We start from the raw sequence: 22,481 nt of genomic DNA on the forward strand, positions 1-22,481 counted from the left end.
CCGTTCGAAAAATTTCTTTAGCGTAGGGAATGTTTGTAACACGCACCCCGTTGACTACCTACGTACGCAGTAATTCTCCGCAGGAGGATGACCAGACGAAGGGAGAAGCCCATGCGCTTCGAAATCATGCGACTCGACGACGTCGACGGCACGCCCGTGGACAGCACCGTTGTGGACGCCGCCTCCGTCAATCGGATCGTTCAGCAGGCCGCCTCGATAGGCCAGCGACTCTGGATCCGCCCGGCCGAGGCCTCGGCCTCGTAACACATACGCGGTAACACCCAGGCTTCAGAGCCCCCGTACGGCAACGATGTCGTACGGGGGCTCTGCGCTGTCCGGCCACGGGATCAGCTCGCCTGGATGACCTGCGTGATGCCGTTGATGATCTGCTGCACGGCGATCGCGGAGAGCATCATGCCCGCGAGCCGTGTCACCAGGACCACGCCGCCGTCCTTGATGACCCGGATGATCAGCAGCGAGTACCGCATCACCACCCACAGCACGACATGGATGGCGAGGATCGCCGTCCACACCGACACCTGCGTGGCGACGCTGTCGGCCTTCTGCACGGCGAGGATGACCGACACGATCGCGCCCGGCCCGGCGAGCAGCGGCATGCCCAGCGGCACCAGCGCCACATTGACGTCCTTGGTCTGCTTGGGTTCGTCGGTCTTGCCGGTCAGCAGGTCCAGGGCGATCAGCAGAAGCAGCAGCCCGCCCGCGATCATCAGCGCGGGGACGGAGACATGCAGGTAGTCGAGGATCTGGTGCCCGAGGAGCCCGAAGACGGTGATGACACCGCCGGCGACACAGACGGCCTGGAAGGCCATCCGCTTCTGCACCTTGGCGGGCCGGCCGGAGGTCAGCGCCAGGAAGATCGGGGTGATCCCGGGGGGATCCATGATGACGAAGAGGGTCAGGAACAGGGAGCCGAAAACGGCAGCGTCGAACACAGGAGAACCTTGCGAGGAGAAAGGGAGAGATCAGATGGACGTGAGAGCGAGTCTCAGACTCCGCCGGTCCCCGGCACCGGGAACGCGCCGGTGGCACGCCGGGTGATCTCGCCGTACACCTCGGGGTCGGTCCGGTACTCGCCGAGCGTGACGGTCTTGCGGCTGCCGTGATAGTCGGAGGACCCGGTGACCAGCAGCCCCAGCTCGGCGGCGAGTCCGCGCAGCCCGGCCCGGGTCTCGTCGTCGTGGTCCATGTGGTCGACCTCGATACCGTCGAGCCCGGCCGCGGCCATCTCGGCGATCGCGGACTCCGGCACCGTGTGCCCGCGCTTGCTGGCGCCCGGGTGCGCGAAGACGGTGACGCCGCCCGCGGCCTTGACCAGCCGGATCGCCTCGAAGGGGTCGGTCTCGTGCTTCTCCACGTGGGCCCGGCCGCCGTCGGCGAGCCAGTCCTGGGTGAAGGCGTCGCTCACGGTCGGTACGACCCCGAGTTCGACGAGCGCGGTGGCGACATGCGGCCGCCCGACGGACCCGTCCCCGGCGATCCGCATCACCTGTTCCCAGGTGACGGGCACACCCAGCTCGTTGAGCCGGGCGACCATGCCCCGCGCCCGCGGCACCCGGTCGTCCCGCACCAGCTCCCGCTCGGCGAGCAGCTCCGCCTCCTCGGGATCGAAGAGGTAGGCCAGCATGTGCATGGACACGCCGTCGATACGACACGACAGCTCGGCCCCGGTGACGAGCGTGAGCCCCTCCGGCAGCGCCGCGATCGCCTCGGCATACCCGCGAGTGGTGTCGTGATCGGTCAGCGCGACCACGTCCAGCCCAGCAGCAGCGGCATTACGCACCAGCTCAGCAGGCGTGTCCGTCCCATCCGAAGCCGTGGAGTGGGTGTGCAGATCAATGCGCACGACACGAACTCCAGACACCGACGGAACACAAGGGACCGCACAAGGATAACCGGATCCCCAAGGCCCCCCGTCACACCCGAAACCTGCGAGAGACCTTTACATCAACTTCCCTAGGGGCGCGGGGAACTGCGCGATCAACCACAACGCACCCGCAGCCGCCAACGCACCGAAGCCCCCACCCCCGTAGGCGCTACGGCTCGAGCAAGCGCGGCGACAACGCTCCGCAGGGCACCAGCTCCACCTCGGCCCCCGCGTCCCGCAGATCCGTCAGCACCAGCTCGTCGTACATCAGCAGGCCCGACTGCTCGGGCCACACCACGGCCCACAGCCACAGTCCGCGAGCCTCGCCCGCGAAGACCGCACGATCGTCCGGCACCCCGGAGACATGCCACAGCGGCGTGGGCCGCCCAGCCGCCAGCACCTTGGCCTGCGGCGGCTTCTCGACGCTCATGTACGGTCCCGGGTCCGGCCCGTCGATCCCGGCGTACCGCGCCCCGAGCCCCACACCGAGTTCCTCGGCGACCAGGATCAGTTCTCCGATACCGCCCAGCGGTCCGGGCCCCGTGCACGCCACAGCTGTCGCGCGCCCTCCGCTGCGGTCGTCGCCCGCGCAGCCCACGCCCGTGAACAGCCAGCCGACCGGCAGTGGCCACGGCATCCAGACCGGTACCTGTGTGCGGTGCACCACGACGTCGAGCGCCTCGACGCTGGGCGGGATCACCGGCTGGAGCGGATGCACCGTCCCGTGCACATCGCACTGCCAGGTGTCGGCGAAGAGTCCGGGAGCCCTGACCCGGCCACCACACTTCGGGCAACTGGGTTCGCCCCTCATAGGGCCCCACGGTCCTACCCCTGCTCCCCCACGTCAAGGACGATCACCCGTCCGGACGGAACCGCCTTCAGGATCGCCCCACCAGGGGAAACTAGATGTAGCTTGCATTATTTAGCTGCCCTAACTTACTATGTGCATATACCAACCATCTCCTCGCCGGAATTGGAGAAACCATGGACGCCTTCGACGCGGGAGCGGGCAGCCTCCTGCGACAGCCCAAGGCGGTCTGGGCCACGGCCGGTGCCTCCGTCGTCGCCTTCATGGGCATTGGACTGGTCGACCCGATCCTCCCGTCCATCGCCCAGGGCCTCGACGCCACCGCCAGCCAGGTCTCCCTGCTCTTCACCTCGTACTTCCTCATCACCGCCGTCGCGATGCTGGTCACCGGCTTCGTCTCCAGCCGCATCGGCGGCCGCAAGACCCTGCTGCTCGGCCTCGCGTTCGTGGTCGTCTTCGCCGGCCTCGCGGGCACCTCGAACTCGGTCGCCGAACTCGTCGGCTTCCGGGCGGGCTGGGGCCTCGGCAACGCCCTCTTCGTCTCGACGGCCCTCGCCGTCATCGTCGGCGCGGCGGCGGGCGGGAGCGCCGCGGCGATCCTGCTGTACGAGTCGGCGCTCGGCCTGGGCATGGCATGCGGGCCGCTGCTGGGCGCGCTGCTCGGCGACGCCAACTGGCGCTACCCGTTCTTCGGCACGGCGTTCCTGATGGCGGTCGGCTTCCTGTGCATCACAGTGTTCCTGAAGGAGCAGCCCAAGCCGGACCGCAAGACCTCACTGCTCGACCCCCTCAAGGCACTGGGCCACGGCGGCCTCGCCTCCGCCGCCGCCTCGGCGTTCTTCTACAACTACACGTTCTTCACCGTGCTGGCCTTCACGCCGTTCGTGCTGAACATGACCCCGTACAAGTCGGGTGCCGTGTTCTTCGCCTGGGGCGTGCTGCTCGCCGTGTTCTCGGTGCTCGTGGCACCGCGTCTGCAACGGCGGTTCGGTTCGCTGAAGGTGCTCGGCGGCTCGCTCGTCCTGCTCGCCGTCGACGTACTCGTCCTCGGCTACGGCAGTCACACCCTCGCGATCGTCTGCACGATCCTCTCCGGCGCGTTCATCGGCGTGAACAACACCGTCTACACGGAACTGGCGCTCGGCGTGTCGGACGCGCCGCGCCCGGTGGCGAGCGCCGGCTACAACTTCGTGCGCTGGTTCGCGGCCGCCGCCGCGCCCTACTTCGCGCCGAAGATCGAGGAGTGGAGCGACATCCACATGCCGTTCGTGGTGGCGGCGGTGACCGCCGTCCTGGGCGCGCTCGTGGTCGTCGTACGACGGAACGCGCTCACTCACGAAGCGGAGGAACTGGAGTCGAAGCACGCCACAGAGGACAGCGTGGCCGTCTTCGCCAACTGACGCTTTTCAGCCACCGGTTGGTGACGTCAGTCACTCCAGCGGGACGGACTTCCGGGACGGATCCCGGAGATCCGTCCCGTTCGTCAGCCAGCGCTCCTGGAGGGCCTGAGCACCGTGGACGCGCTTCCAGGCGGCCTCGTTCGGGGTCATGGGCAGCAGCGGCAGGAACTGGACCGGGTCCATGGGCTCGTCGAGCTCCAGGTCCTCGACCAGGCCGCCCGGTTCGGCCACCAGGACCGAGGTGAACGGGGCGCCGGGCCACAGGGGTTCGCCGACGTCGAGGGAAGCGCCGGGGGCCACGATCACGCCCTCGACCTGCGGGGACGCGGCGAGTACGGCGAGCGGCCGGAGCACCTTGTCGGTGTCGGCGAGTCCGGCGCGGACCGAGAGGACCAGCTCGGCGCGCGGTCCCTTGACCGGGTCGGCGAGCGTCGCGGTGGGGTCGCCCATCGGTTGCGCCGACATGCCGAGCGTGGCGTAGCGGACGATGTCGCCCTCCTGGAAACGCAGCACCTCGACACGGTCCGTGCCGAGGAAGGTGACCGCGGCGCGCGCGTCCGGTTCGCCCAGCGCCGTACGCAACCGGGCCTCGACCAGAGGAAGAACATCAGCCATGCCGCGAGCATAGAACTCGTCAGTACCGGGCAAAGCAGCGCCTTGACTATTCGGTCGGCTGATACTCTTTGCCGGTGGTTCGGGGCAGCACGCAGAAGCGTCGCTATCGAGTCCCGACGCCGTGAGACTCCCCCTACGGGGAATGGCTCGTCCCTTACGAGGGACCGACCGGAGGAGGTGGGGCTGTCATGGATCGAAGTCGACCTGGTAGTACCACTCGCTCTTCCGGCCACTGATGTAGCTGATCCGCCCTCGGCCGATCGCCGCCTCTCACGCTCGCGTCTTCATCGTCGGAAGAGCACTTCGTCTCGTTTTGCCTGATCTGTTTGATCTGTATCAGCAGCGAAACCCGCTACCGCAATGGTGCGGTGCTCCCCGCTTTGTGGACGTGCCAAACATCCGCAGTCAGGACGTCCTCATTCCGGGCAGTTCCATCCGTTGAAGCGGCTTTTCGTTGCCTGTCGCGAAGGAGCCCGCCATGTCGATGATCCGCGACCTGCGTGCCGTGGTCCGACCCTCCCGCGTCTCGCTGCGCAAGAGCAGCAGCACCGACTACGACACCACGCGTGACCCCGGGACGCCCTCGGCCGTCGTCGACTGCGCCGTCTACCGCGACGGGGCCCGCATCCAGCTGCCGACGGCCCTGACCCCGCACGAGGCGATGCGTCAGGTGCGCCGTGACGGGGGCTTCGTGTGGATCGGGCTGCACGAGCCGACCGAGGCCGAATTCTCCGGTATCGCAAGCGAGTTCGGGCTGCACCCGCTGGCCGTGGAGGACGCGGTGCAGGCACACCAGCGGCCCAAGCTGGAGCGCTACGACGACTCCCTCTTCACCGTCTTCAAGACCATCCACTACGTCGAGCACGACGAGCTCACCGCCAACAGCGAGATCGTCGAGACCGGCGAGGTCATGTGCTTCACCGGACGGGACTTCTTCATCACCGTCCGGCACGGCGGACAGGGTTCGCTGCGGGCGCTGCGCCACCGTCTCCAGGACGACCCCGAGCTGCTCGCCAAGGGCCCTTCGGCGGTGCTGCACGCGATCGCCGACCATGTCGTCGACGGGTACATCGCGGTCGCCGACGCGGTGCAGGACGACATCGACGAGGTCGAGACGGAGGTGTTCTCGCCGGGGCGCAAGGGCTCGCCGCGCGGCACGGACGCCGGCCGGATCTACCAACTCAAGCGTGAGGTCCTGGAGTTCAAGCGGGCCGTCTCGCCGCTCCTGCGCCCCATGCAGCTGCTGAGCGAGCGGCCGATGCGGCTCATCGACCCCGACATCCACAAGTACTTCCGGGACGTCGCCGACCACCTCGCCCGGGTCCAGGAGCAGGTCATCGGCTTCGACGAGCTGCTCAACTCGATCCTCCAGGCCAACCTCGCCCAGGCGTCCGTCGCGCAGAACGAGGACATGCGGAAGATCACCTCGTGGGCGGCCATCATCGCCGTACCGACGATGGTGTGCGGTGTGTACGGCATGAACTTCGAGCACATGCCCGAGCTGCACTGGCGGTACGGCTATCCCGTGATCATGATGATCACCGGTGTCATCTGCCTCGGCATCCATCGCACGTTGAAGCGCAACGGCTGGCTGTGACCCGGTCCCGGTGAGCCCGCCTGGATAGGCTGGGCGCATGACAAGTGAGCTGCTCGACCAGGCCCTCGTCGAGGAGGCCACGAAGAAGTCCGGCCTTGTCTGGGTCAGGGGTCCCGAGGGTCCGGCCCGGGCGCTCTGGCACGTGTGGCACGAGGGTGCGGCGTGTCTGGTCGGCGACGGGCCGGGCGAGCAGCCGCTGCCGGGGCTCACCGACGGGACCGAGGCCGAGGTGACCGTCCGCAGCAAGGACAAGGGCGGGCGGCTGGTGGCCTGGACGGCGAAGGTCATCGAGCTGTCCGCCGGGTCCGAGGCCTGGGACGCGGCTGTCGCCGAACTCAAGGGCAAGCGGCTCAACGCGCCCGACGGCGAGGCGATGACGGGGCGCTGGGCGCGCGAGTGCCGGGTGCTGCGACTCGAGCCGACGGGGTCGACGCTGCCGTTGCCGGACGGGGATCTGGCCGAGGCGCCGGTTCCCACGACGGCCACGACCCGGCAGCCGATCCCCGCCGGGCTTCCCAAGCTGCTGCTGAAGCGGCGCAAGCGGAAGTAGTCAGGACGTCGGCAGCTGCTTGCCGTAGTCCACCGTCTCGTCCTTCTCAGGCTCCTTCAGGCTGAAGGGCTTGCCCCAGCCCGAGAAGGTCAGCGTGCCCGCGCCGCCCGCGCGCTCCAGGCGGAGCGGATACGGCTCGCCCTCCAGGGAGACGTCCAGCTTGCCGCCGGCGCCGTCGCCGCCGGTGATGCGGATGGTGCGGGTGCCGGACTGTTCGTGGTGGCCGTCGGTGGACAGTTCCCCGTGCAGGGTCAGCAGGCCCGCCAGGAGGACGTCCTTGTCGGTGAAGCCGCTGAACTTCTTGTACGAGGGGTCTCCCTGCGGCACCTTCACGAACTTGTCGTCGAGTTTGTCGGCGGCGGCCGTGTCCGTGCCGGAGTCGCCCTTGCCGTCCTGCTGACCCCAGAAGCCCGCGTCGGCCTTGAGATAGAGCTGCTCGCCGATCCGCAGCAGCCCGAAGGTCGCGCCCTCGGAGGTGACCGAGCCCGAACCGCCGTCGGACTTGAGACGCATGTCGAGTTTGTAAGTGCGCCCGCTGGTGACCACGTTCCCTGAGAGACGCACCGTGTCGGCGGACTCGGCGGCCGCCTTGGTCTTCGTCTGGATCTGGGCGGCCGGCAGCTTGCCGACCCCGTTGGTGCCCGCGTCGGGGTCGTCACCACCGCACCCGGTCAGGCCCGTTCCCGTCACGACCAGGGCGCACATCGCGCCGAGCAGTCCGGTCCGGCGGGTGCGGCCCTGGGGAATCGCAGTCACAGGTGGGGCTGCCTTTCTGACGAGGGTCCATCGGAGGCGTACCGCAGGGTACCGGGGCCCCGCGGGCCCGACGGAGCCAGTCCGTCCGGACCGCCCCACCAGGGCGTACCGCATCGGGACGGGCTAGCCTGAAGCCCGTCGCAGCGGGCAATCGGCGTGAAAAGGAGGCGCAGGCATGGCAGGGGGTGTCCCCAGGATCTTCGTCTCGCACCTCGCCGGAGTCGCCGTCTTCGATCCGAACGGCGACCAGGTGGGCCGGGTGCGCGACCTGGTCGTCATGCTGCGCGTCGGACGGAGACCACCGAGAGTGCTCGGCCTCGTCGTCGAACTGTCGACCCGGCGCCGCATCTTCCTGCCCATGACCCGCGTGACCAGCATCGAGTCCGGCCAGGTCATCACCACCGGGGTGCTCAACGTCCGCCGCTTCGAGCAGCGGCCCACCGAGCGCCTGGTCTTCGGCGAACTCCTGGACCGGCGCGTGACGCTCGTCGAGGCCAAGGAGGAGGTCACCGTCCTCGACGTGTCCGTGCAGCAATTGCCGGCCCGCCGGGACTGGGAGATCGACCGCGTCTTCGTCCGCAAGGGCGGCAAGGGCGGTGCCTTCCGCCGCAAGGGCGAGACGCTGACCGTCGAGTGGTCCGCCGTCACCGGCTTCTCCCTGGAGGAGCACGGACAGGGCGCCGAGAGCCTCCTCGCCACCTTCGAGCAGCTCCGCCCCGCCGACCTGGCGAACGTCCTGCACCATCTCTCCCCCAAGCGCCGCGCGGAGGTCGCCGCGGCCCTCGACGACGACCGGCTGGCCGACGTACTCGAAGAGCTCCCCGAGGACGACCAGATCGAGATCCTCGGCAAGCTCAAGGAGGAGCGGGCCGCGGACGTCCTGGAGGCCATGGACCCGGACGACGCGGCCGACCTGCTCTCCGAGCTCCCCGAGGAGGACCAGGAGCGGCTGCTGAGCCTGATGGAGCCCGCCGACGCGGCCGACATGCGGCGCCTGATGTCGTACGAGGAGCACACGGCCGGCGGTCTGATGACGACCGAGCCGATCGTCCTGCGGCCGGACGCCACCGTCGCCGACGCCCTCGCCCGGGTCCGCAACGCCGACCTGTCGCCCGCCCTCGCCGCCCAGGTGTACGTCTGCCGCCCGCCCGACGAGACGCCGACGGGCAAGTACCTCGGCACGGTCCACTTCCAGCGCCTGCTGCGGGACCCGCCGTACACCCTGGTCAGCGCGATCATCGACGACGACCTCCAGCCCCTGGACCCGGACGCCGCGCTGCCGGTCGTCGCCGGGTTCTTCGCGACGTACGACATGGTGGCGGCGCCCGTCGTGGACGACTCCGGGTCGCTGCTGGGCGCGGTGACCGTGGACGACGTACTGGACCACATGCTGCCGGAGGACTGGCGTGAGACCGAGTTCCACCTCGACGAGGACGAGGTGACTCCGCATGGCTCCTGAGCGTGAGACGGGCCGCGAGCGCACCCCCGCGGGCGCCACCGCCGCCACGCGCCCGCGTGCCCGCCTGGACCAGCCCCGGCCGCCCCGGCGGCGCCTGCTGCCCGAGTGGGACCCGGAGGCCTTCGGACGGCTCTCGGAGCGCATCGCGCGGTTCCTCGGCACCGGGCGGTTCATCGTCTGGATGACGATCGTCATCATCGTGTGGGTGCTGTGGAACATCTTCGCGCCGGGCGACCTGAAGTTCGACCACTATCCCTTCATCTTCCTGACCCTGATGCTGTCCCTCCAGGCCTCCTACGCGGCCCCGCTGATCCTGCTCGCGCAGAACCGGCAGGACGACCGCGACCGGGTCAACCTCGAACAGGACCGTAAGTCGAACGAGCGGTCGATCGCGGACACCGAGTACCTGACCCGCGAGATCGCCGCCCTGCGGATCGGCCTCGGCGAGGTCGCCACCCGGGACTGGATCCGCTCCGAGCTGCAGGACCTGGTGAAGGAAATGGAGGAGCGACGGGACGGCCACGTCGTATTCCCGGCAGAACGGTCTGCGGGACGTGACGTAGAAGACCGCTGACGGGCATCCCGGGGGCACGCCACCGAGCCGTACCATCGTCCTTATGGCTAGCGAAGACGCGGTGCGCGAGGCACTGGCGACGGTGAACGACCCCGAGATCAACCGACCCATCACCGAACTGGGAATGGTCAAGTCGGTGGACATCGGCGCGGACGGAGCGGTCGCGGTCGCCGTCTACCTGACCGTGTCCGGCTGCCCCATGCGCGAGACGATCACCCAGCGTGTGACCGACGCGGTCGCGGCGGTCGAGGGCGTCACCGGTGTGGACGTCACGCTCGACGTCATGAGCGACGAACAGCGCAAGGAGCTGGCGACGGCCCTGCGCGGAGGCCAGACCGAGCGCGAGGTCCCCTTCGCCAAGCCGGGCTCGCTCACGCGCGTGTACGCGGTCGCCTCCGGCAAGGGCGGCGTCGGCAAGTCCTCGGTGACGGTGAACCTGGCGGCGGCGCTGGCCGCGGACGGTCTGAAGGTGGGCGTCGTGGACGCCGACATCTACGGCCACTCCGTGCCCCGCATGCTGGGCGCCGACGGGCGTCCGACCCAGGTCGAGAACATGATCATGCCGCCGTCGGCACACGGCGTGAAGGTCATCTCCATCGGCATGTTCACCCCGGGCAACGCCCCGGTGGTGTGGCGCGGCCCGATGCTGCACAGGGCTCTTCAGCAGTTCCTCGCGGACGTGTACTGGGGTGACCTCGACGTCCTCCTCCTCGACCTTCCGCCGGGCACGGGCGACATCGCGATCTCCGTGGCCCAGCTGGTCCCGAACGCCGAGATCCTGGTCGTCACGACCCCGCAGCAGGCCGCCGCCGAGGTGGCCGAGCGGGCGGGTGCCATCGCCGTCCAGACCCACCAGAAGATCGTCGGCGTGGTCGAGAACATGTCCGGCATGCCCTGCCCGCACTGCGACGAGATGGTCGACATCTTCGGCACGGGCGGCGGCCAGATGGTCGCCGACGGCCTCACGAAGACGACGGGCGCGACGGTCCCGGTCCTCGGCTCCATCCCGATCGACGTCCGCCTGCGCGAGGGCGGCGACGACGGCAAGCCGGTCGTCCTGAGCGACCCGGACTCCCCGGCGGGCGCGGCCCTGCGGGCGATCGCGGGGAAGCTGGGCGGACGCCAGCGCGGCCTCGCGGGACTGTCCCTGGGGATCACCCCGCGGAACAAGTTCTAGATCCTCCTACGACGAGGGGCGCCGGCTCACGGAGTCGGCGCCCCTCGTCGTAGGACGGGCTATGCGTCGTAGGCCGAGATGTCCTTGATCATGGCGAAGCCGAGCCCGTACGCGCTCATGCCTCTCCCGTACGCCCCCACATGCACGCCCTCCGGCGTGGACCCGGCGAGCACCCAGCCGAACTCGGACTCGCGGTAGTGGAAGGACGTCGGCACCCCGTCCACGGGGAGCGACAGGGTCGACCAGTCCGAACCGTCGAGGTCGTCGGCCAGGGCCCACGCCGTCTCCGTCTGCTGGTCCAGCCAGTCGTCGCGCAGCGAGTGGTCCATCGAGCCGGGCCAGGTGAAGGACAGCAGCCCGACCCCCGCGAGCCACGCCGCCGAGGAGACGGACGTCGCCTCGAGAAGCCCCGTGCCGTCGGCGCTCCTGCGGGACGGATTCGCCGCGACGGTCACCACCACCGCGAACTTCTCCTTGTCCTCCGACGCCTCGTTCCGTACGGAGGGCTCGTCACCGTGCCCGATCGAACCGTGTTCGACGGCACCGTCCGCCGCCGTCCCGACCTGCATCAGCCAGCGCGGACCCGTGAAGGCCTCGTCGAGGCCGTACCACGGGAAGGGCGCCAGCAGGTAGCCGTCGACCGTGCGCCGGGCGGAGGGGACCTGCTGTCCGCCCTCCGCCGGGGCCTGTGCGACCGCCTGACTCGTCGTCTCCATGTGCCCGGACGCCTCCTCGTTCCTCGTCGGTCCGGAACGGCCCACCCCCCTTCGGGCGACTCGTCCGGTCCGCACAACAACTCGGCAGCATAGCCACCCCACCGGGACCAGCAGGGAAAGCGCCCGGCGCGCGGGGCGTCCGGGCGTCGGGATCAGGCCGCACGGAGGCCCGGCGAGATATGAAACGCGTCACGTACGACTCAGCCGCACGTCACTGACGTGCGGCTGAGGAGCATGGGTACGACTGCGGGTGTACGACGTTCAGGTGGCGTCCGCGTCGAAGACCGGGCGGTCGTCCTTGCCGTCGTCATCGGGCTTCTTGGTCATGTCGATCCGGCCGCCTGACGACGACCCGGAGGAGGACGAGGACGACTCCGACTCACGGCCGTGGACCGCGTCGGTGACCTCGGCCATCTCCTTCTTGATGTCGAAGCCGTTGCGGATCTCCTTGAGCCCCAGCTCGTCGTTGTCCATCTGCTTGCGGATGAACGTCTTGGGGTTCAGGTCCTCGAACTCGAAGTCCTTGAACTCGGGACCGAGTTCCGAGCGGATGTCCTGCTTGGCGCTCTCCGAGAACTCCCGGATCTTCCGGACGGTCCGCATGACGTCCTGGATGACCTTCGGGAGCTTGTCCGGACCGAAGACGAGCACGGCGAGGACAACGAGCGTCACCAGCTCGAGCGGTCCTATGTCATTGAACACCTGAAGCTCCTTGCGATGTCCGGGCCGGGTCCACGGTACCCGGCGATCCGGTACGACCGGTACTGTCCCGAGGCCTCCGAGTGCGCGGGCATGAGCGGTTTTGAGGGTTGTTTGCCTTGTGGGGCCGGGTTTGCGGGCGCGCCTGTGAGGTTTCTGTCAATCGGGGGCGCTCAATCGCCGTCCGAGGATCCGAGCACCAGGGCGATGGTCAGCTCCTCGCCGCCGCGTTCCACGGTGAGCTCCAGCCGGTCGCCCGGGCGGTGGGCGCGGGTCTTGACGATCAGCTCCTCGCCGGAGTGGATGCGCTGGCCGTCGACCGCGGTGATGACGTCGCCCGACTTGATGCCGGCCTTGTCCCCGGCGCCACCGGCGATGACCGCGGGCCCGCCGTCGTTGCCCTTCGTACCGACGCGGGCGCCGTCGCCCGAGTAGTCCATGTCGAGGGTGACGCCGATGACCGGGTGGGTCGCCTTGCCGGTGTTGATCAGCTCTTCGGCGACCCGCTTGCCCTGGTTGATGGGGATGGCGAAGCCGAGGCCGATGGAGCCGGACTGGGCGCCGCCGGAGTCGGAGCCGTCGTCGGCGGAGCGGATCGCGGAGTTGATGCCGATGACCCGGGCCTTGGAGTCGAGGAGGGGGCCGCCGGAGTTGCCGGGGTTGATGGGCGCGTCGGTCTGCAGGGCGTCGACGTACGACACGTCGCTGCCGTCGCCGCTCTCGCCGCCGGCCGTGATGGGGCGCTCCTTGGCGCTGATGATCCCGGAGGTGACGGTGCCCTCCAGGTCGAAGGGGGCGCCGATGGCGACGACCGGGTCGCCGACCTGGACGCTGTCGGAGTTGCCCAGGTTCATGGGCCGGAGTCCGCTGACGCCGGTGACCTTCACGACGGCGAGGTCGTAGCCGCTGTCCCGTCCGACGACGGTGGCCTTGGCGGTGTCGCCGCTGTGGAAGGTGACGGATATGTCCCCGTCGGCTCCGGCGGGCTCGACGACGTGGTTGTTGGTGAGGATGTGGCCCCGGTCGTCGAGCACGAACCCGGTGCCGGTGCCCTGCTCCTCCGCGCCGCTCACATGGAGGGTCACCACGCTGGGCAGCGCCCGTGCGGCGATCCCCGCCACGCTGTCCGGCGCCCGCCCTGCGGGCTCGGCGTCGGCCTGCGGCAGCTCCACGTCCCCCACACCGCCATTGCTCTCCAGGTAGGCCCCTACGGCCCCGCCGACGCCTCCGGACACGAGCGCGAGCAGCGCGGCACCGACGACGAGGACCTTCCTGGCCCGCTTTCGGCGCCCGTCCGTGGGGACGGCCGCGCCGTTCTGCTGGAGGGAGGTGGGGAGGGGGACGGGGGCCCAGGGGTCGTAGTTTCGCCAGGGGTTGGCGGGGGGTGGGGTGGACGGGGTCTCGGCGTAGGGCGCCGGAGGGGGTGCGTCCGCGAAGGAGGGAGCGCCCGGGGCCGGCGCGGGGGTGCCGTGCGCCTGTGGGGGCGTCGGTATCGCCGTGCCGTGGGACGGGGTGCCGGCCGGGTGCTGCACCGGCGGGGCCGGGGCCCAGGGGCCGGGCTCGCCGTACGGCGGGGTGCTGTACGGGTCGGGGTCGTGCAGGGGCTTGGGAGAGGGGTCTGCCGTGCCCTCCTCCACCGCCGGGGCGGTGCGCGTGACGGGCAGGCTCAGCTCGAAGTCACCGTCACCCTGGGTCCCCGCGGGGACCCGGTCCTCGGGCGGGGTCCCGGGCTCGCGTCCGGGCTCAGGCTCGGACGAACCGTCCTCGCGCACGGCATCCCGCGGCGACCTCAGCGCGAAGTCGCCGCCGGCATCGGCCGCGTCGGCCGGCTGCTGAGGCTGCTTCAGCTCGTAGTCACCGTCGGCGGTGGGACCCGGCACCGGAGGTGCCCCCTCGGTCCCCGCGCTGTACTCGCCCGGCGCGGCCGGAGCCCCCTCCGCCTGGCCCGCAGGGCCCTGCGGACGCGGTCGGCTCCACCACTTCGCCTTCGTGGGCTTCCCCTCGTTCATGCTCTCCCCACACCGGGGCCTGGCCGGCACGTCGGCCCCGCTCACCTGCGCCTGTCAGGCACGCTGCCGCCATCACGGCCTGATCTGCCGGACAGGCGCGGGCACGGCTCTCCCTGGATTCAACCAGGTTCGGGTGCCGGCGCGCAGAGGCCGGGTCAGTGGGCGGTGCCGGAGGGGGAGGAGGTCGCGTGGGGGACGGGTGCGGCGAGCAGGCCCCGCGGGGTGAGGTCCGCGGACGTGGACCAGGAGGTCAGGGTCAGCGGCGGGGTCGCGCTGAGCGGACGTATCAACGGGGACATGGCGGCCGCGCCGGCCACCACGGGTGCGGTCAGCGTGGCCTCGTGCGCCTGGGTGCCGGGAACCAGCGGCGCGGACACCTCGGTCGGGGCGACCGGGGCGTCGATCCGGGACTGGTCCTGGGCGAACAGCGGACCCACCGCACGACGGCGCTGGCTGTCGGGTGTCGCGGCGCCCGTCCCGCCCTGCGTGCGGGCCGGGGTGACATTACTGCCGCCCGAGCCGCCACGGGCGTCCGTGTCGGTCGGCGCGACCGTGGCGACACCGCCCAGCGCGATCGCGGCCAGCGACACCGCCCCGCCCACGACGAACGCGAACCGCATACCGCGCGACGCCGATCTCTCGGCCTCGTGCCGGCTGACGTCATGGATGCGGAAACCGCCGCTGGAGGGGTTGAGCGCGGAAGCGTGCGGCGTCGCGGGGACGTAGTCGAACGCGAAACGCTCGCCCCGCTTCACGCCGAAGACTCCGGCGCTGCCGGGTCTTCCGGAGAAGCCGTCGGCGAATCCTCCCCCGAACGGCGAGCCGCCGTCCGAGTCACCTCCGCCGGGCAGCCCCTGGAGGCGGGCCAGGAAGCTCTCGGAGGGAGGCGGCGGCGCTGCCTCCGCGAAGACGTTCTTCAGTCGGCGCTGGGCGTCGGCCTCGGCCTTGCACCTGGCGCAGGTGGCCAGGTGAGCGAGGACGCGCTCGCGCGTCTCATGACCGAGCTCGCCATCGACCAGCGCGGCGAGTCGGTCTCCCAGGTGCTGCTCAGCAAACCGCCCTTCGGCGGGATTGGGCCGTGATCCACTCACGCGGTCGCGCCCCCTCCCCCCAGAGCGGCGACGCGGGGCACGAAGGAGCGACGCTCGGCCCGCGCCTCCGGCGAACGGTGCGCGAGTGCCTTGCGCAGCTGGGAACGGCCGCGGTGGATCCGCGAGCGGACCGTGCCGAGCTTGACACCCAGGGTCGCGGCGATCTCCTCGTACGACAGTCCTTCGATGTCGCACAGGACGACCGCGGCGCGGAACTCGGGCGCGAGGGTGTCGAGAGCCTGCTGGACGTCCGCGTCGAAGTGCGCGTCGTTGAAGACCTGCTGCGGCGACGGCTCACGGCTGGGCAGGCGCTCCGCCGCGTCCTCGCCGAGGGCGTCGAAGCGGATGCGCTGCTTGCGCCGGACCATGTCCAGGAACAGGTTGGTGGTGATGCGGTGGAGCCAGCCCTCGAAGGTGCCGGGCGTATACGTCGACAAGGAGCGGAAGACGCGGACGAAGACCTCCTGAGTGAGGTCCTCGGCGTCGTGCTGGTTGCCCGTCAGGCGGTAGGCGAGCCGGTAGACCCGGCCGCTGTGCGTGCTGACGATCTCCTCCCACGTCGGAGGAGTCCAGGCCTGCCCGTCCGCGTCGGTGGAGAAGGTCGCGGTGGCGTAGTCGCCGTGGCTGTGGTCAGCAGCGGTGTCGTTCACGGATTTCGGCCTACCCGCCGATCCGAGGAAGCGCCGCAGCACTCCTCCCCGATCCAAAGGCGCGGCCGCACCTCCCCTGTCGGCTCTGGTGGTGTCCAGTGGAGCCCCTACCATAGCCACCTCGCCCGTTAGCTCCGGATAAGCGGTTTTACGAGAATTTGATCTGGGCTGATACCGCTCGTGCGGCTGCGTCACCGCCCGCTCGGGCCCGTGCTCGGCATCGTGATCCAACTGTGTCCCCCCGGGTGCGTCTCCACCCCTCTAAACGCCCGGTCCCATCTGCGGGTTCCCGGGCCCAACGGATACAGTCACGCCCAGGCAACCACGGGGACAGGAGAGGGTCATTACCGCCAACCGGCAGACGAGCTGGGCGTTCGCCGACGCCTACGTCGCCGAGGACGAAGTGCTGCGCTGGGCCCGTGACCGGGCCCGTGAAGCGGGCCTGCGCTCGGTGTCGCCCGGCGCGGGCGCAGCCCTGCGGTTGCTGGCGGCCTCCGTCGACGCGAAGGCGGTCGCCGAGATCGGCACCGGTACCGGTGTCTCCGGTATCCATCTGCTGCACGGCATGCGGCCGGACGGGGTGCTCACCACGGTCGACCCCGAGCCTGAGCACCAGCAGTTCGCCCGGCAGGCCTTCCGCGCCTCCGGGTTCGCCAGCAACCGGGCCCGCTTCATCCCGGGCCGCGCCCTGGACGTCCTGCCCCGCCTCACCGACGCCGGCTACGACCTCGTCTTCTGCGACGGTGACCGGCTGGAGGTCATGGACTACCTCGCTGAATCGTTGCGCCTGCTGCGGCCGGGGGGCCTGGTCATCTTCGAGGGTGTCTTCGCGCACGGCCGGACGGTGGACTCGGGTCCGCAGCCCACCGAGGTCCTGCGGCTGCGCGAACTGCTGCGCGCGGTGCGGGAGAGCCAGGAGCTGGTGCCGTCGCTGCTGCCGGTGGGCGACGGGCTGCTCTGCGCGGTCAAGCGCTGACCCTCCCACCATTCTGACCTGGGCAAACACCTGCCCCGACACCGATGACGATGCCGGGGCAGCTGAAGGGGTATGGTCGCTTCCGCGTCAGCCGACGACCTTCTTGAGGGCGTCACCGAGCGCGTCGGCCTCATCCGGGGTCAGCTCGACGACGAGCCGACCGCCGCCTTCGAGCGGAACGCGCATGACAATGCCCCGCCCCTCCTTTGTCACCTCGAGCGGGCCATCGCCCGTCCGCGGCTTCATGGCCGCCATGCTCGTTCCCCTTCCTGAAACCAGCTCATCGTCAAAGCCGACGGCCCTGGGAGGGCACGCGTGTCGTGCGTGGGCACGCGACACCGGCATCGAACACATTGCTTCCAGGCCATTATCCCGCATCTCAGGACCCGATGACCAACATCAGTCGGCATCGCTTGGGCAACGCGCGCGAGCAAAACCACTCAATTCGGCGATGTGACTGCGATACTGCGCGGCCGCACACGTATCCGGCGGCCTCTTTCGGTCGCACATTCTTTGACGCAGGTCACACGTCCGTTCCGGTCGTTCGGCGGTGATCTCCGCCATGCTGTCCTTCGAAACCCGCAAGTAACCCGCTGGGACGCAGGAGGGGACAGACCATGGCCGACACCGTGCTCTACGAGGTGAGCGACGGGCTCGCGACGATCACGATCAACCGTCCCGAGGCGATGAACGCGCTCGACATCGCGACGAAGGTCGAGCTGCGGGAGGCGGTGGAATCCGCGGCCGGTGATGGAGCCGTACGGGCGGTGCTGCTGACCTCGACCGGGGAGCGGGCGTTCTGTGTGGGACAGGACCTCAAGGAACACATCGGGCTGCTGGCCGAGGGCTCGACGAAGGTCATGAGCACGGTCGCGGAGCACTACAACCCGATCGTGCGGGCGCTGACGCAGATGCCGAAGCCCGTGGTGGCCGGGGTGAACGGCGTCGCGGCCGGGGCCGGGTTCGGACTGGCACTGGCGGCGGACTACCGAGTGGTGGCGGACACGGCGGGGTTCAACACGTCGTTCGCGGGGGTCGCGCTGACGGCGGACTCCGGGGTCTCGTGGACCCTCCCGCGCGTGGTCGGGCCGGGCCGCGCCGCCGATCTGCTGCTCTTCCCCCGGACGATCAAGGCTCAGGAGGCGTACGAGCTGGGTATCGCGAACCGTCTCGTACCGTCCACCGAGCTGCCGGGCGCGGCCGAGAAGGTCGCGCGGGCGCTGGCCGAGGGGCCGACGGTGGCCTACGCGGCGATCAAGGAAGCTGTCGCGTACGGGTTCTCGCACTCCCTGGCCGAGACGCTGGACAAGGAGGACGAGCTGCAGACGCGGGCGGGGTCCTCAAAGGACCATGCGATCGCCGTGCAGGCCTTCGTGAACAAGGAGACGCCCAAGTACCTGGGTCGCTGAGCGTCAGCTCTGCCTGGCCACGCACGTGGCCAGATGATCGTCCACCAGGCCGCACGCCTGCATCAGCGCGTACGCCGTGGTCGGGCCGACGAAGCGAAGGCCCCTCTTCTTCAGGGCCTTCGAGAGGGCCGTCGACTCGGGAGTGATCGCCGGGACGTCCCCCAGCGCCTTGGGGGCCGGTCCCGGTGTCTTCGGGGCGTGGGACCAGATGAGGTCATCGAGTTCACCCGGAGCCCAGTCGGCCAGCACGCGCGCGTTGGCGAGTGTCGCCTCGATCTTGGCTCTGTTGCGGATGATGCCCTCGTCGGTGAGGAGGCGGTCCCGGTCGGCGTCCGTGAACAGGGCGACCTTGGCGATCTCGAAGCCCGCGAAGGCCGCCCGGAAGCCTTCCCGGCGGCGCAGGATCGTGATCCAGGAGAGGCCGGACTGGAAGGCCTCCAGGCTCAGGCGCTCGTACAGGGCGTCGTCGCCGTGGACCGGGCGGCCCCACTCCTCGTCGTGGTACGCGACGTAGTCCTCGGTGGACAGCGCCCAGGGGCAGCGCAGAGCCCCGTCCGGGCCGGCGAGGGCGGCGCCGTCGGTCACTGCTGCTCCTCCGGACCCTCGGCGGGCTTCTCCATGGACACATGCGAGACGGGCGCGCCGCGCGTGACGGCCTGGGCGCCGGCCAGGGCGGACTCCAGGTCGGCGATACGGGCGTCGCGTTCGGCGAGTTCCGCGCCGAGGCGGCTGAGGGCGTCGTCCACGTCGCCCATGCGGTAGCCGCGGGCGGCGAGCGGGAAGCGGAGGGCCTCGACATCGGCGCGGTTGACCGGGCGCTCCAGCGGGAGGGGATCCTGGAGCCGCTCCGGGGCGGCCTCGGGCAAGGGGCCTGTCTCGCCGCCGCCCACCACGGCGAGCGTCACCGCGGCGACCACGACGGCGAGCGCGACGACGAGGAACAAGAACATAACCATCGCTGGGGGTCTCCACGCTCGGTGAATGTGCTCGGAGTCGAATGTGTCAGAGTCCGATCGTGCCATGCGAGTCTGACAGTTAGGGTCGCAGGCGGCCGAGGAAGTGGCCGTACCCAGGCCGTACTACGAGAGGTCACAGCGGATGCTCAGGCTGGGCAGGCGGGAATTCGGGCAGCACGAGCCGGTGATCATGGCGATCGTGAACCGGACGCCGGACTCCTTCTACGACCAGGGCGCGACCTTCCGTGACGAACCGGCCCTCGCGCGCGTGGAGCAGGCGGTGGCCGAGGGTGCCGCGATCATCGACATCGGCGGGGTCAAGGCCGGGCCGGGTGAGGAAGTCTCCGCCGAGGAGGAGGCGCGTCGGACGGTCGGGTTCGTGGCGGAGGTGCGGCGGCGGTTCCCGGATGTCGTGATCAGCGTGGACACCTGGCGGGCGTCGGTCGGTGCGGCCGTGTGCGAGGCGGGGGCGGATCTGCTGAACGACGCGTGGGGTGGGGTCGATCCGGGGCTCGCGGAGGTCGCCGCGCGGTACGGGGTGGGGCTGGTGTGTACGCACGCGGGGGAATCGGAGCCTCGTACGCGGCCGCATCGGGTTTCCTACGACGACGTCATGGCCGACATCCTGCGGGTGACGCTGGAGCTGGCCGAGCGGGCGGTGTCGCTGGGGGTGCCCCGGGAGTCGGTGCTGATCGATCCGGGGCACGACTTCGGGAAGAACACGCGGCACAGTCTCGAGGCGACGCGGCGGTTGGGGGAGATGGTGTCCAGCGGGTGGCCCGTGCTGGTGTCGCTGTCCAACAAGGACTTCGTCGGGGAGACGTTGGACAAGCCGGTGAAGGAGCGGGTGGTGGGGACGTTGGCGACCACCGCGGTGTCGGCGTGGCTGGGGGCGCAGGTGTACCGCGTGCATGAGGTCGCGGAGACCCGGCAGGTGCTGGACATGGTGGCGTCCATCGCGGGCCACCGACCTCCGGCGGTCGCCCGGCGGGGGCTGGCGTAGGACGTTTTCGCCCCCGCCGCCCTTACCCGTCCCATCCCTGGGGGCTGCGCCCCCAGACCCCCGCTGTCGAACGGGCCTCGTCCTCAAACGCCGGACGGGCTGAGAAACCCAGCCCGTCCGACGTCCGCGGAGGCTTCTAGCGGCCCGCCTCCTTCGAGACCAGGGCCACCGCCTCGTCCACGTCGTCCGTCACGTGGAAGAGGAGCAGGTCCTTTTCCGATGCCTTGCCCTGGGCTACCAGGGTTTTGGTGATCCAGTCGACGAGGCCGCCCCAGTACTCGCTGCCGAAGAGGACGATCGGGAAGCGCGTGACCTTCTGGGTCTGGACGAGGGTCAGGGCCTCGAACAGCTCGTCCAGCGTGCCGAGACCGCCGGGCAGAACCACGAAGCCCTGCGCGTACTTCACGAACATCATCTTGCGGACGAAGAAGTACCGGAAGTTGAGGCCGATGTCGACGTAGGGGTTGAGCCCCTGCTCGAAGGGGAGCTCGATGCCGAGGCCGACGGAGATGCCCTTCGCCTCGCATGCACCCTTGTTGGCCGCCTCCATGGCTCCGGGACCGCCACCGGTGATGACGGCGAATCCGGCCTCCACCAGGCCCCGCCCGAGCTGGACGCCCGCCTCGTACTCCGGTGAGTCCGCCGCCGTCCGCGCCGACCCGAACACGCTGATCGCGGGCGGGAGTTCGGCAAGCGTGCCGAAGCCCTCGATGAACTCCGACTGGATGCGCAGGACCCGCCAGGGATCGGTGTGGACCCAGTCGGACGGGCCGCCCGCGTCCAGGAGGCGCTGGTCGGTCGTGCTCGCCGTCACCTGGCCCCGCCTTCGGAGGACCGGTCCCAGGCGCTGCTCCGACGGTGGCTGCTTCTTCCCCTCGGGGTTGCCGGTAGCCATGTGCGCTCCCTCCACTTGCGGGTGTTTCCACCTCAGCGTAGATCTACGCGGGTTACAGAGGGGGGACATGCGGATGTCCGACCGGCACGAGGCTCACTTCACGCCGTCAGCCAGGACTTCAGCCGCTCCTCCGCCTCGGGGATCAGCGACACCTTGACCCGCTCGTCCACCTTGTGGGCCAGAAGGGGGTTGCCGGGGCTGTAGTTCACCGCGGGCACGCCGAGCGCGCTGAAGCGGGCCACGTCCGTCCAGCCGAACTTGGGGTGGACCTCGCCGCCGACGGCTTCCACGAAGGCCGCGGCCGAAGGGTGGTTCAGGCCGGGGCGCGCACCGCCCGTGTGGTCGTCCACCACGAACTCGTCCACCCCGCAGTCGGCGAAGTACTCACGGACGAACGCCTCCGCCTCCTCCTCGCTGCGGTCGGGCGCGTAGCGGAAGTTGACGGTGACCGTGCAGGCGTCGGGGATGACGTTGGTGGCCACCCCGCCCTCGATACGGACCGCGTTGAGGCCCTCGTGGTACTCCAGACCGTCCACCATCGGCTTGCGCGGTTCGTACACCGCCAGCTTCGCCAGCACCGGCGCCGCGGCGTGGATCGCGTTCGAGCCCATCCACGCGCGCGCGGAGTGCGCCCGCTCCCCCTTGAACTTCAGCAGCACCCGGAGCGTGCCCTGGCAGCCGCCCTCGACCTGGCCGTTCGTCGGCTCCAGCAGCACGGCGAAGTCGCCGGCCAGCCAGTCCGGGTGGGCCTCGGAGACGTGCTTGAGGCCGTTGAACTCGGCGGCGATCTCCTCGTTGTCGTAGAAGACGAAGGTGAGGTCGCGGTTGGGTGCCGGGACCGTCGCCGCGATACGCAGCTGGACCGCCACCCCGGACTTCATGTCGCAGGTGCCGCAGCCCCACAGGTAGCCGTCCTCGTCGAGGCGCGAGGGCACGTTGTCCGCGATCGGGACCGTGTCGATGTGCCCGGCGAGGATCACCCGCTCCGCGCGGCCCAGGTTCGTACGGGCCACGACGTTGTTGCCGTACCGGTCGACCGTCAGGTGCGGCAGCGCGCGCAGCGCGGTCTCGATCGCGTCCGCGAGCGGCTTCTCGGTGCCGCTGACGGAGGGGAAGTCGACGAGCCGCGCGGTGAGCTGCGCGGCGTCCTGCGTGAGGTCAAGCGGGGTATCGGCCATGGCGTCGACCCTAACGCGCCGGGCTCCGCCCGCTCTGTCCACACCCGGCTCGGACACCACAGGGGCCTCCGCTACCTT

The 22,481-nt window shown here is 70.1% G+C and carries 25 protein-coding genes; 10 read left to right on the plus strand and 15 right to left on the minus strand.

Features of this window, described 5'->3' with window-relative positions; all coding sequences use genetic code 11:
• Positions 1-111 precede the first annotated feature (111 nt).
• A complete protein-coding gene (locus tag QF037_RS17150; RefSeq protein ID WP_095046964.1) occupies positions 112-264 on the plus strand; it encodes a hypothetical protein in 153 nt (50 codons plus the stop codon).
• A gap of 83 nt (positions 265-347) precedes the next feature.
• Here QF037_RS17150 and QF037_RS17155 read toward each other — a convergent pair whose 3' ends face one another.
• The 3 genes from QF037_RS17155 to QF037_RS17165 form a co-directional block, all read right to left on the minus strand.
• The gene (locus QF037_RS17155) at positions 348-953 is read right to left on the minus strand and encodes a MarC family protein (RefSeq protein WP_307026190.1); all 606 of its coding nucleotides are present in this window, start codon (positions 951-953) and stop codon (positions 348-350) included.
• 53 nt (positions 954-1,006) lie between these two features.
• A complete protein-coding gene (locus QF037_RS17160; RefSeq protein ID WP_307026192.1) occupies positions 1,007-1,864 on the minus strand; it encodes a PHP domain-containing protein in 858 nt (285 codons plus the stop codon).
• Between the two features lie 190 nt (positions 1,865-2,054).
• Positions 2,055-2,696, minus strand: coding sequence for a DUF6758 family protein (locus tag QF037_RS17165; protein ID WP_307026193.1), 642 nt, complete (start codon positions 2,694-2,696; stop codon positions 2,055-2,057).
• A gap of 173 nt (positions 2,697-2,869) precedes the next feature.
• Between QF037_RS17165 and QF037_RS17170 the strand changes: the two genes are divergently transcribed.
• On the plus strand, positions 2,870-4,093 hold the full coding sequence (locus tag QF037_RS17170; protein WP_307026194.1) for an MFS transporter: 1,224 nt from the start codon (positions 2,870-2,872) through the stop codon (positions 4,091-4,093).
• A 30-nt stretch (positions 4,094-4,123) separates the two neighbouring features.
• On the opposite strand, the gene QF037_RS17175 is transcribed toward QF037_RS17170, so the two are convergent.
• Positions 4,124-4,708, minus strand: coding sequence for a suppressor of fused domain protein (locus QF037_RS17175; protein WP_307026198.1), 585 nt, complete (start codon positions 4,706-4,708; stop codon positions 4,124-4,126).
• A 478-nt stretch (positions 4,709-5,186) separates the two neighbouring features.
• On the opposite strand from QF037_RS17175, the gene QF037_RS17180 reads away from it, so the two are divergent.
• Positions 5,187-6,305: a magnesium and cobalt transport protein CorA gene (locus QF037_RS17180; RefSeq protein ID WP_307026200.1), complete on the plus strand. Its 1,119-nt coding sequence runs from the start codon at positions 5,187-5,189 to the stop codon at positions 6,303-6,305.
• Between the two features lie 37 nt (positions 6,306-6,342).
• Complete coding sequence (locus QF037_RS17185; RefSeq protein ID WP_307026202.1) at positions 6,343-6,855, plus strand: hypothetical protein; 513 nt, start codon at positions 6,343-6,345, stop codon at positions 6,853-6,855.
• On the opposite strand, the gene QF037_RS17190 is transcribed toward QF037_RS17185, so the two are convergent.
• On the minus strand, positions 6,856-7,611 hold the full coding sequence (locus QF037_RS17190; protein WP_307026204.1) for a hypothetical protein: 756 nt from the start codon (positions 7,609-7,611) through the stop codon (positions 6,856-6,858).
• Between the two features lie 175 nt (positions 7,612-7,786).
• On the opposite strand from QF037_RS17190, the gene QF037_RS17195 reads away from it, so the two are divergent.
• The 3 genes from QF037_RS17195 to QF037_RS17205 are packed head-to-tail and all read left to right on the plus strand — an operon-like array spanning position 7,787 to position 10,821.
• Positions 7,787-9,070 carry a magnesium transporter MgtE N-terminal domain-containing protein gene (locus tag QF037_RS17195; protein WP_307026206.1) on the plus strand — a complete coding sequence of 428 codons (1,284 nt, stop codon included), beginning with the start codon at positions 7,787-7,789 and terminating at the stop codon, positions 9,068-9,070.
• Positions 9,060-9,644 (plus strand): DUF1003 domain-containing protein, encoded by a 585-nt coding sequence (locus tag QF037_RS17200; protein WP_307026208.1) that lies wholly within the window; start codon positions 9,060-9,062, stop codon positions 9,642-9,644. Before QF037_RS17195 ends, QF037_RS17200 begins: the two co-directional genes overlap by 11 nt.
• Positions 9,645-9,687: 43 nt before the next feature.
• Positions 9,688-10,821, plus strand: a complete 1,134-nt coding sequence (locus tag QF037_RS17205) for an Mrp/NBP35 family ATP-binding protein (RefSeq protein WP_307026211.1) — start codon at positions 9,688-9,690, stop codon at positions 10,819-10,821.
• A gap of 59 nt (positions 10,822-10,880) precedes the next feature.
• On the opposite strand, the gene QF037_RS17210 is transcribed toward QF037_RS17205, so the two are convergent.
• The 5 genes from QF037_RS17210 to sigE all read right to left on the minus strand — a co-directional run bounded on the left by QF037_RS17210 (position 10,881) and on the right by sigE (position 16,028).
• On the minus strand, positions 10,881-11,537 hold the full coding sequence (locus QF037_RS17210) for a hypothetical protein (RefSeq protein WP_307026213.1): 657 nt from the start codon (positions 11,535-11,537) through the stop codon (positions 10,881-10,883).
• Between the two features lie 261 nt (positions 11,538-11,798).
• Complete coding sequence (locus QF037_RS17215; protein WP_307026215.1) at positions 11,799-12,239, minus strand: sec-independent translocase; 441 nt, start codon at positions 12,237-12,239, stop codon at positions 11,799-11,801.
• Between the two features lie 170 nt (positions 12,240-12,409).
• Positions 12,410-14,245 carry a trypsin-like peptidase domain-containing protein gene (locus QF037_RS17220; protein ID WP_307026217.1) on the minus strand — a complete coding sequence of 612 codons (1,836 nt, stop codon included), beginning with the start codon at positions 14,243-14,245 and terminating at the stop codon, positions 12,410-12,412.
• A gap of 155 nt (positions 14,246-14,400) precedes the next feature.
• Positions 14,401-15,336 carry an anti-sigma factor family protein gene (locus tag QF037_RS17225; RefSeq protein WP_307026218.1) on the minus strand — a complete coding sequence of 312 codons (936 nt, stop codon included), beginning with the start codon at positions 15,334-15,336 and terminating at the stop codon, positions 14,401-14,403.
• A complete protein-coding gene (gene sigE, locus QF037_RS17230) occupies positions 15,333-16,028 on the minus strand; it encodes an RNA polymerase sigma factor SigE (RefSeq protein WP_046260588.1) in 696 nt (231 codons plus the stop codon). Before sigE ends, QF037_RS17225 begins: the two co-directional genes overlap by 4 nt.
• Before the next feature lie 301 nt (positions 16,029-16,329).
• Here sigE and QF037_RS17235 point away from each other — a divergent pair, with 301 nt between their 5' ends.
• Positions 16,330-16,962, plus strand: coding sequence for an O-methyltransferase (locus QF037_RS17235; RefSeq protein WP_307037206.1), 633 nt, complete (start codon positions 16,330-16,332; stop codon positions 16,960-16,962).
• An 87-nt stretch (positions 16,963-17,049) separates the two neighbouring features.
• On the opposite strand, the gene QF037_RS17240 is transcribed toward QF037_RS17235, so the two are convergent.
• Positions 17,050-17,217 carry a DUF3117 domain-containing protein gene (locus QF037_RS17240; protein WP_003966491.1) on the minus strand — a complete coding sequence of 56 codons (168 nt, stop codon included), beginning with the start codon at positions 17,215-17,217 and terminating at the stop codon, positions 17,050-17,052.
• 362 nt (positions 17,218-17,579) lie between these two features.
• Between QF037_RS17240 and QF037_RS17245 the strand changes: the two genes are divergently transcribed.
• The gene (locus tag QF037_RS17245; protein ID WP_307026220.1) at positions 17,580-18,371 is read left to right on the plus strand and encodes an enoyl-CoA hydratase/isomerase family protein; all 792 of its coding nucleotides are present in this window, start codon (positions 17,580-17,582) and stop codon (positions 18,369-18,371) included.
• A gap of 3 nt (positions 18,372-18,374) precedes the next feature.
• Here the strand turns inward: QF037_RS17245 and QF037_RS17250 are convergent, their stop codons facing one another.
• Positions 18,375-18,956, minus strand: a complete 582-nt coding sequence (locus QF037_RS17250; protein WP_307026221.1) for a DNA-3-methyladenine glycosylase I — start codon at positions 18,954-18,956, stop codon at positions 18,375-18,377.
• Positions 18,953-19,321 carry a DivIVA domain-containing protein gene (locus tag QF037_RS17255; RefSeq protein ID WP_307037208.1) on the minus strand — a complete coding sequence of 123 codons (369 nt, stop codon included), beginning with the start codon at positions 19,319-19,321 and terminating at the stop codon, positions 18,953-18,955. The genes QF037_RS17250 and QF037_RS17255 overlap by 4 nt, the downstream gene beginning before the upstream one ends.
• Positions 19,322-19,469: 148 nt before the next feature.
• Here QF037_RS17255 and folP point away from each other — a divergent pair, with 148 nt between their 5' ends.
• Entirely contained in the window at positions 19,470-20,330 is an 861-nt protein-coding gene (gene folP / locus QF037_RS17260) for a dihydropteroate synthase (RefSeq protein WP_307037210.1), read from the plus strand.
• A 136-nt stretch (positions 20,331-20,466) separates the two neighbouring features.
• Here the strand turns inward: folP and QF037_RS17265 are convergent, their stop codons facing one another.
• Both QF037_RS17265 and dapE read right to left on the minus strand, forming a co-directional pair.
• On the minus strand, positions 20,467-21,225 hold the full coding sequence (locus tag QF037_RS17265; RefSeq protein WP_307026223.1) for an LOG family protein: 759 nt from the start codon (positions 21,223-21,225) through the stop codon (positions 20,467-20,469).
• Between the two features lie 98 nt (positions 21,226-21,323).
• On the minus strand, positions 21,324-22,403 hold the full coding sequence (gene dapE / locus QF037_RS17270; RefSeq protein WP_307026225.1) for a succinyl-diaminopimelate desuccinylase: 1,080 nt from the start codon (positions 22,401-22,403) through the stop codon (positions 21,324-21,326).
• Positions 22,404-22,481: the final 78 nt, after the last annotated feature.

Source organism: Streptomyces canus, assembly GCF_030815415.1.
GTDB lineage: Bacteria > Actinomycetota > Actinomycetes > Streptomycetales > Streptomycetaceae > Streptomyces > Streptomyces canus_F.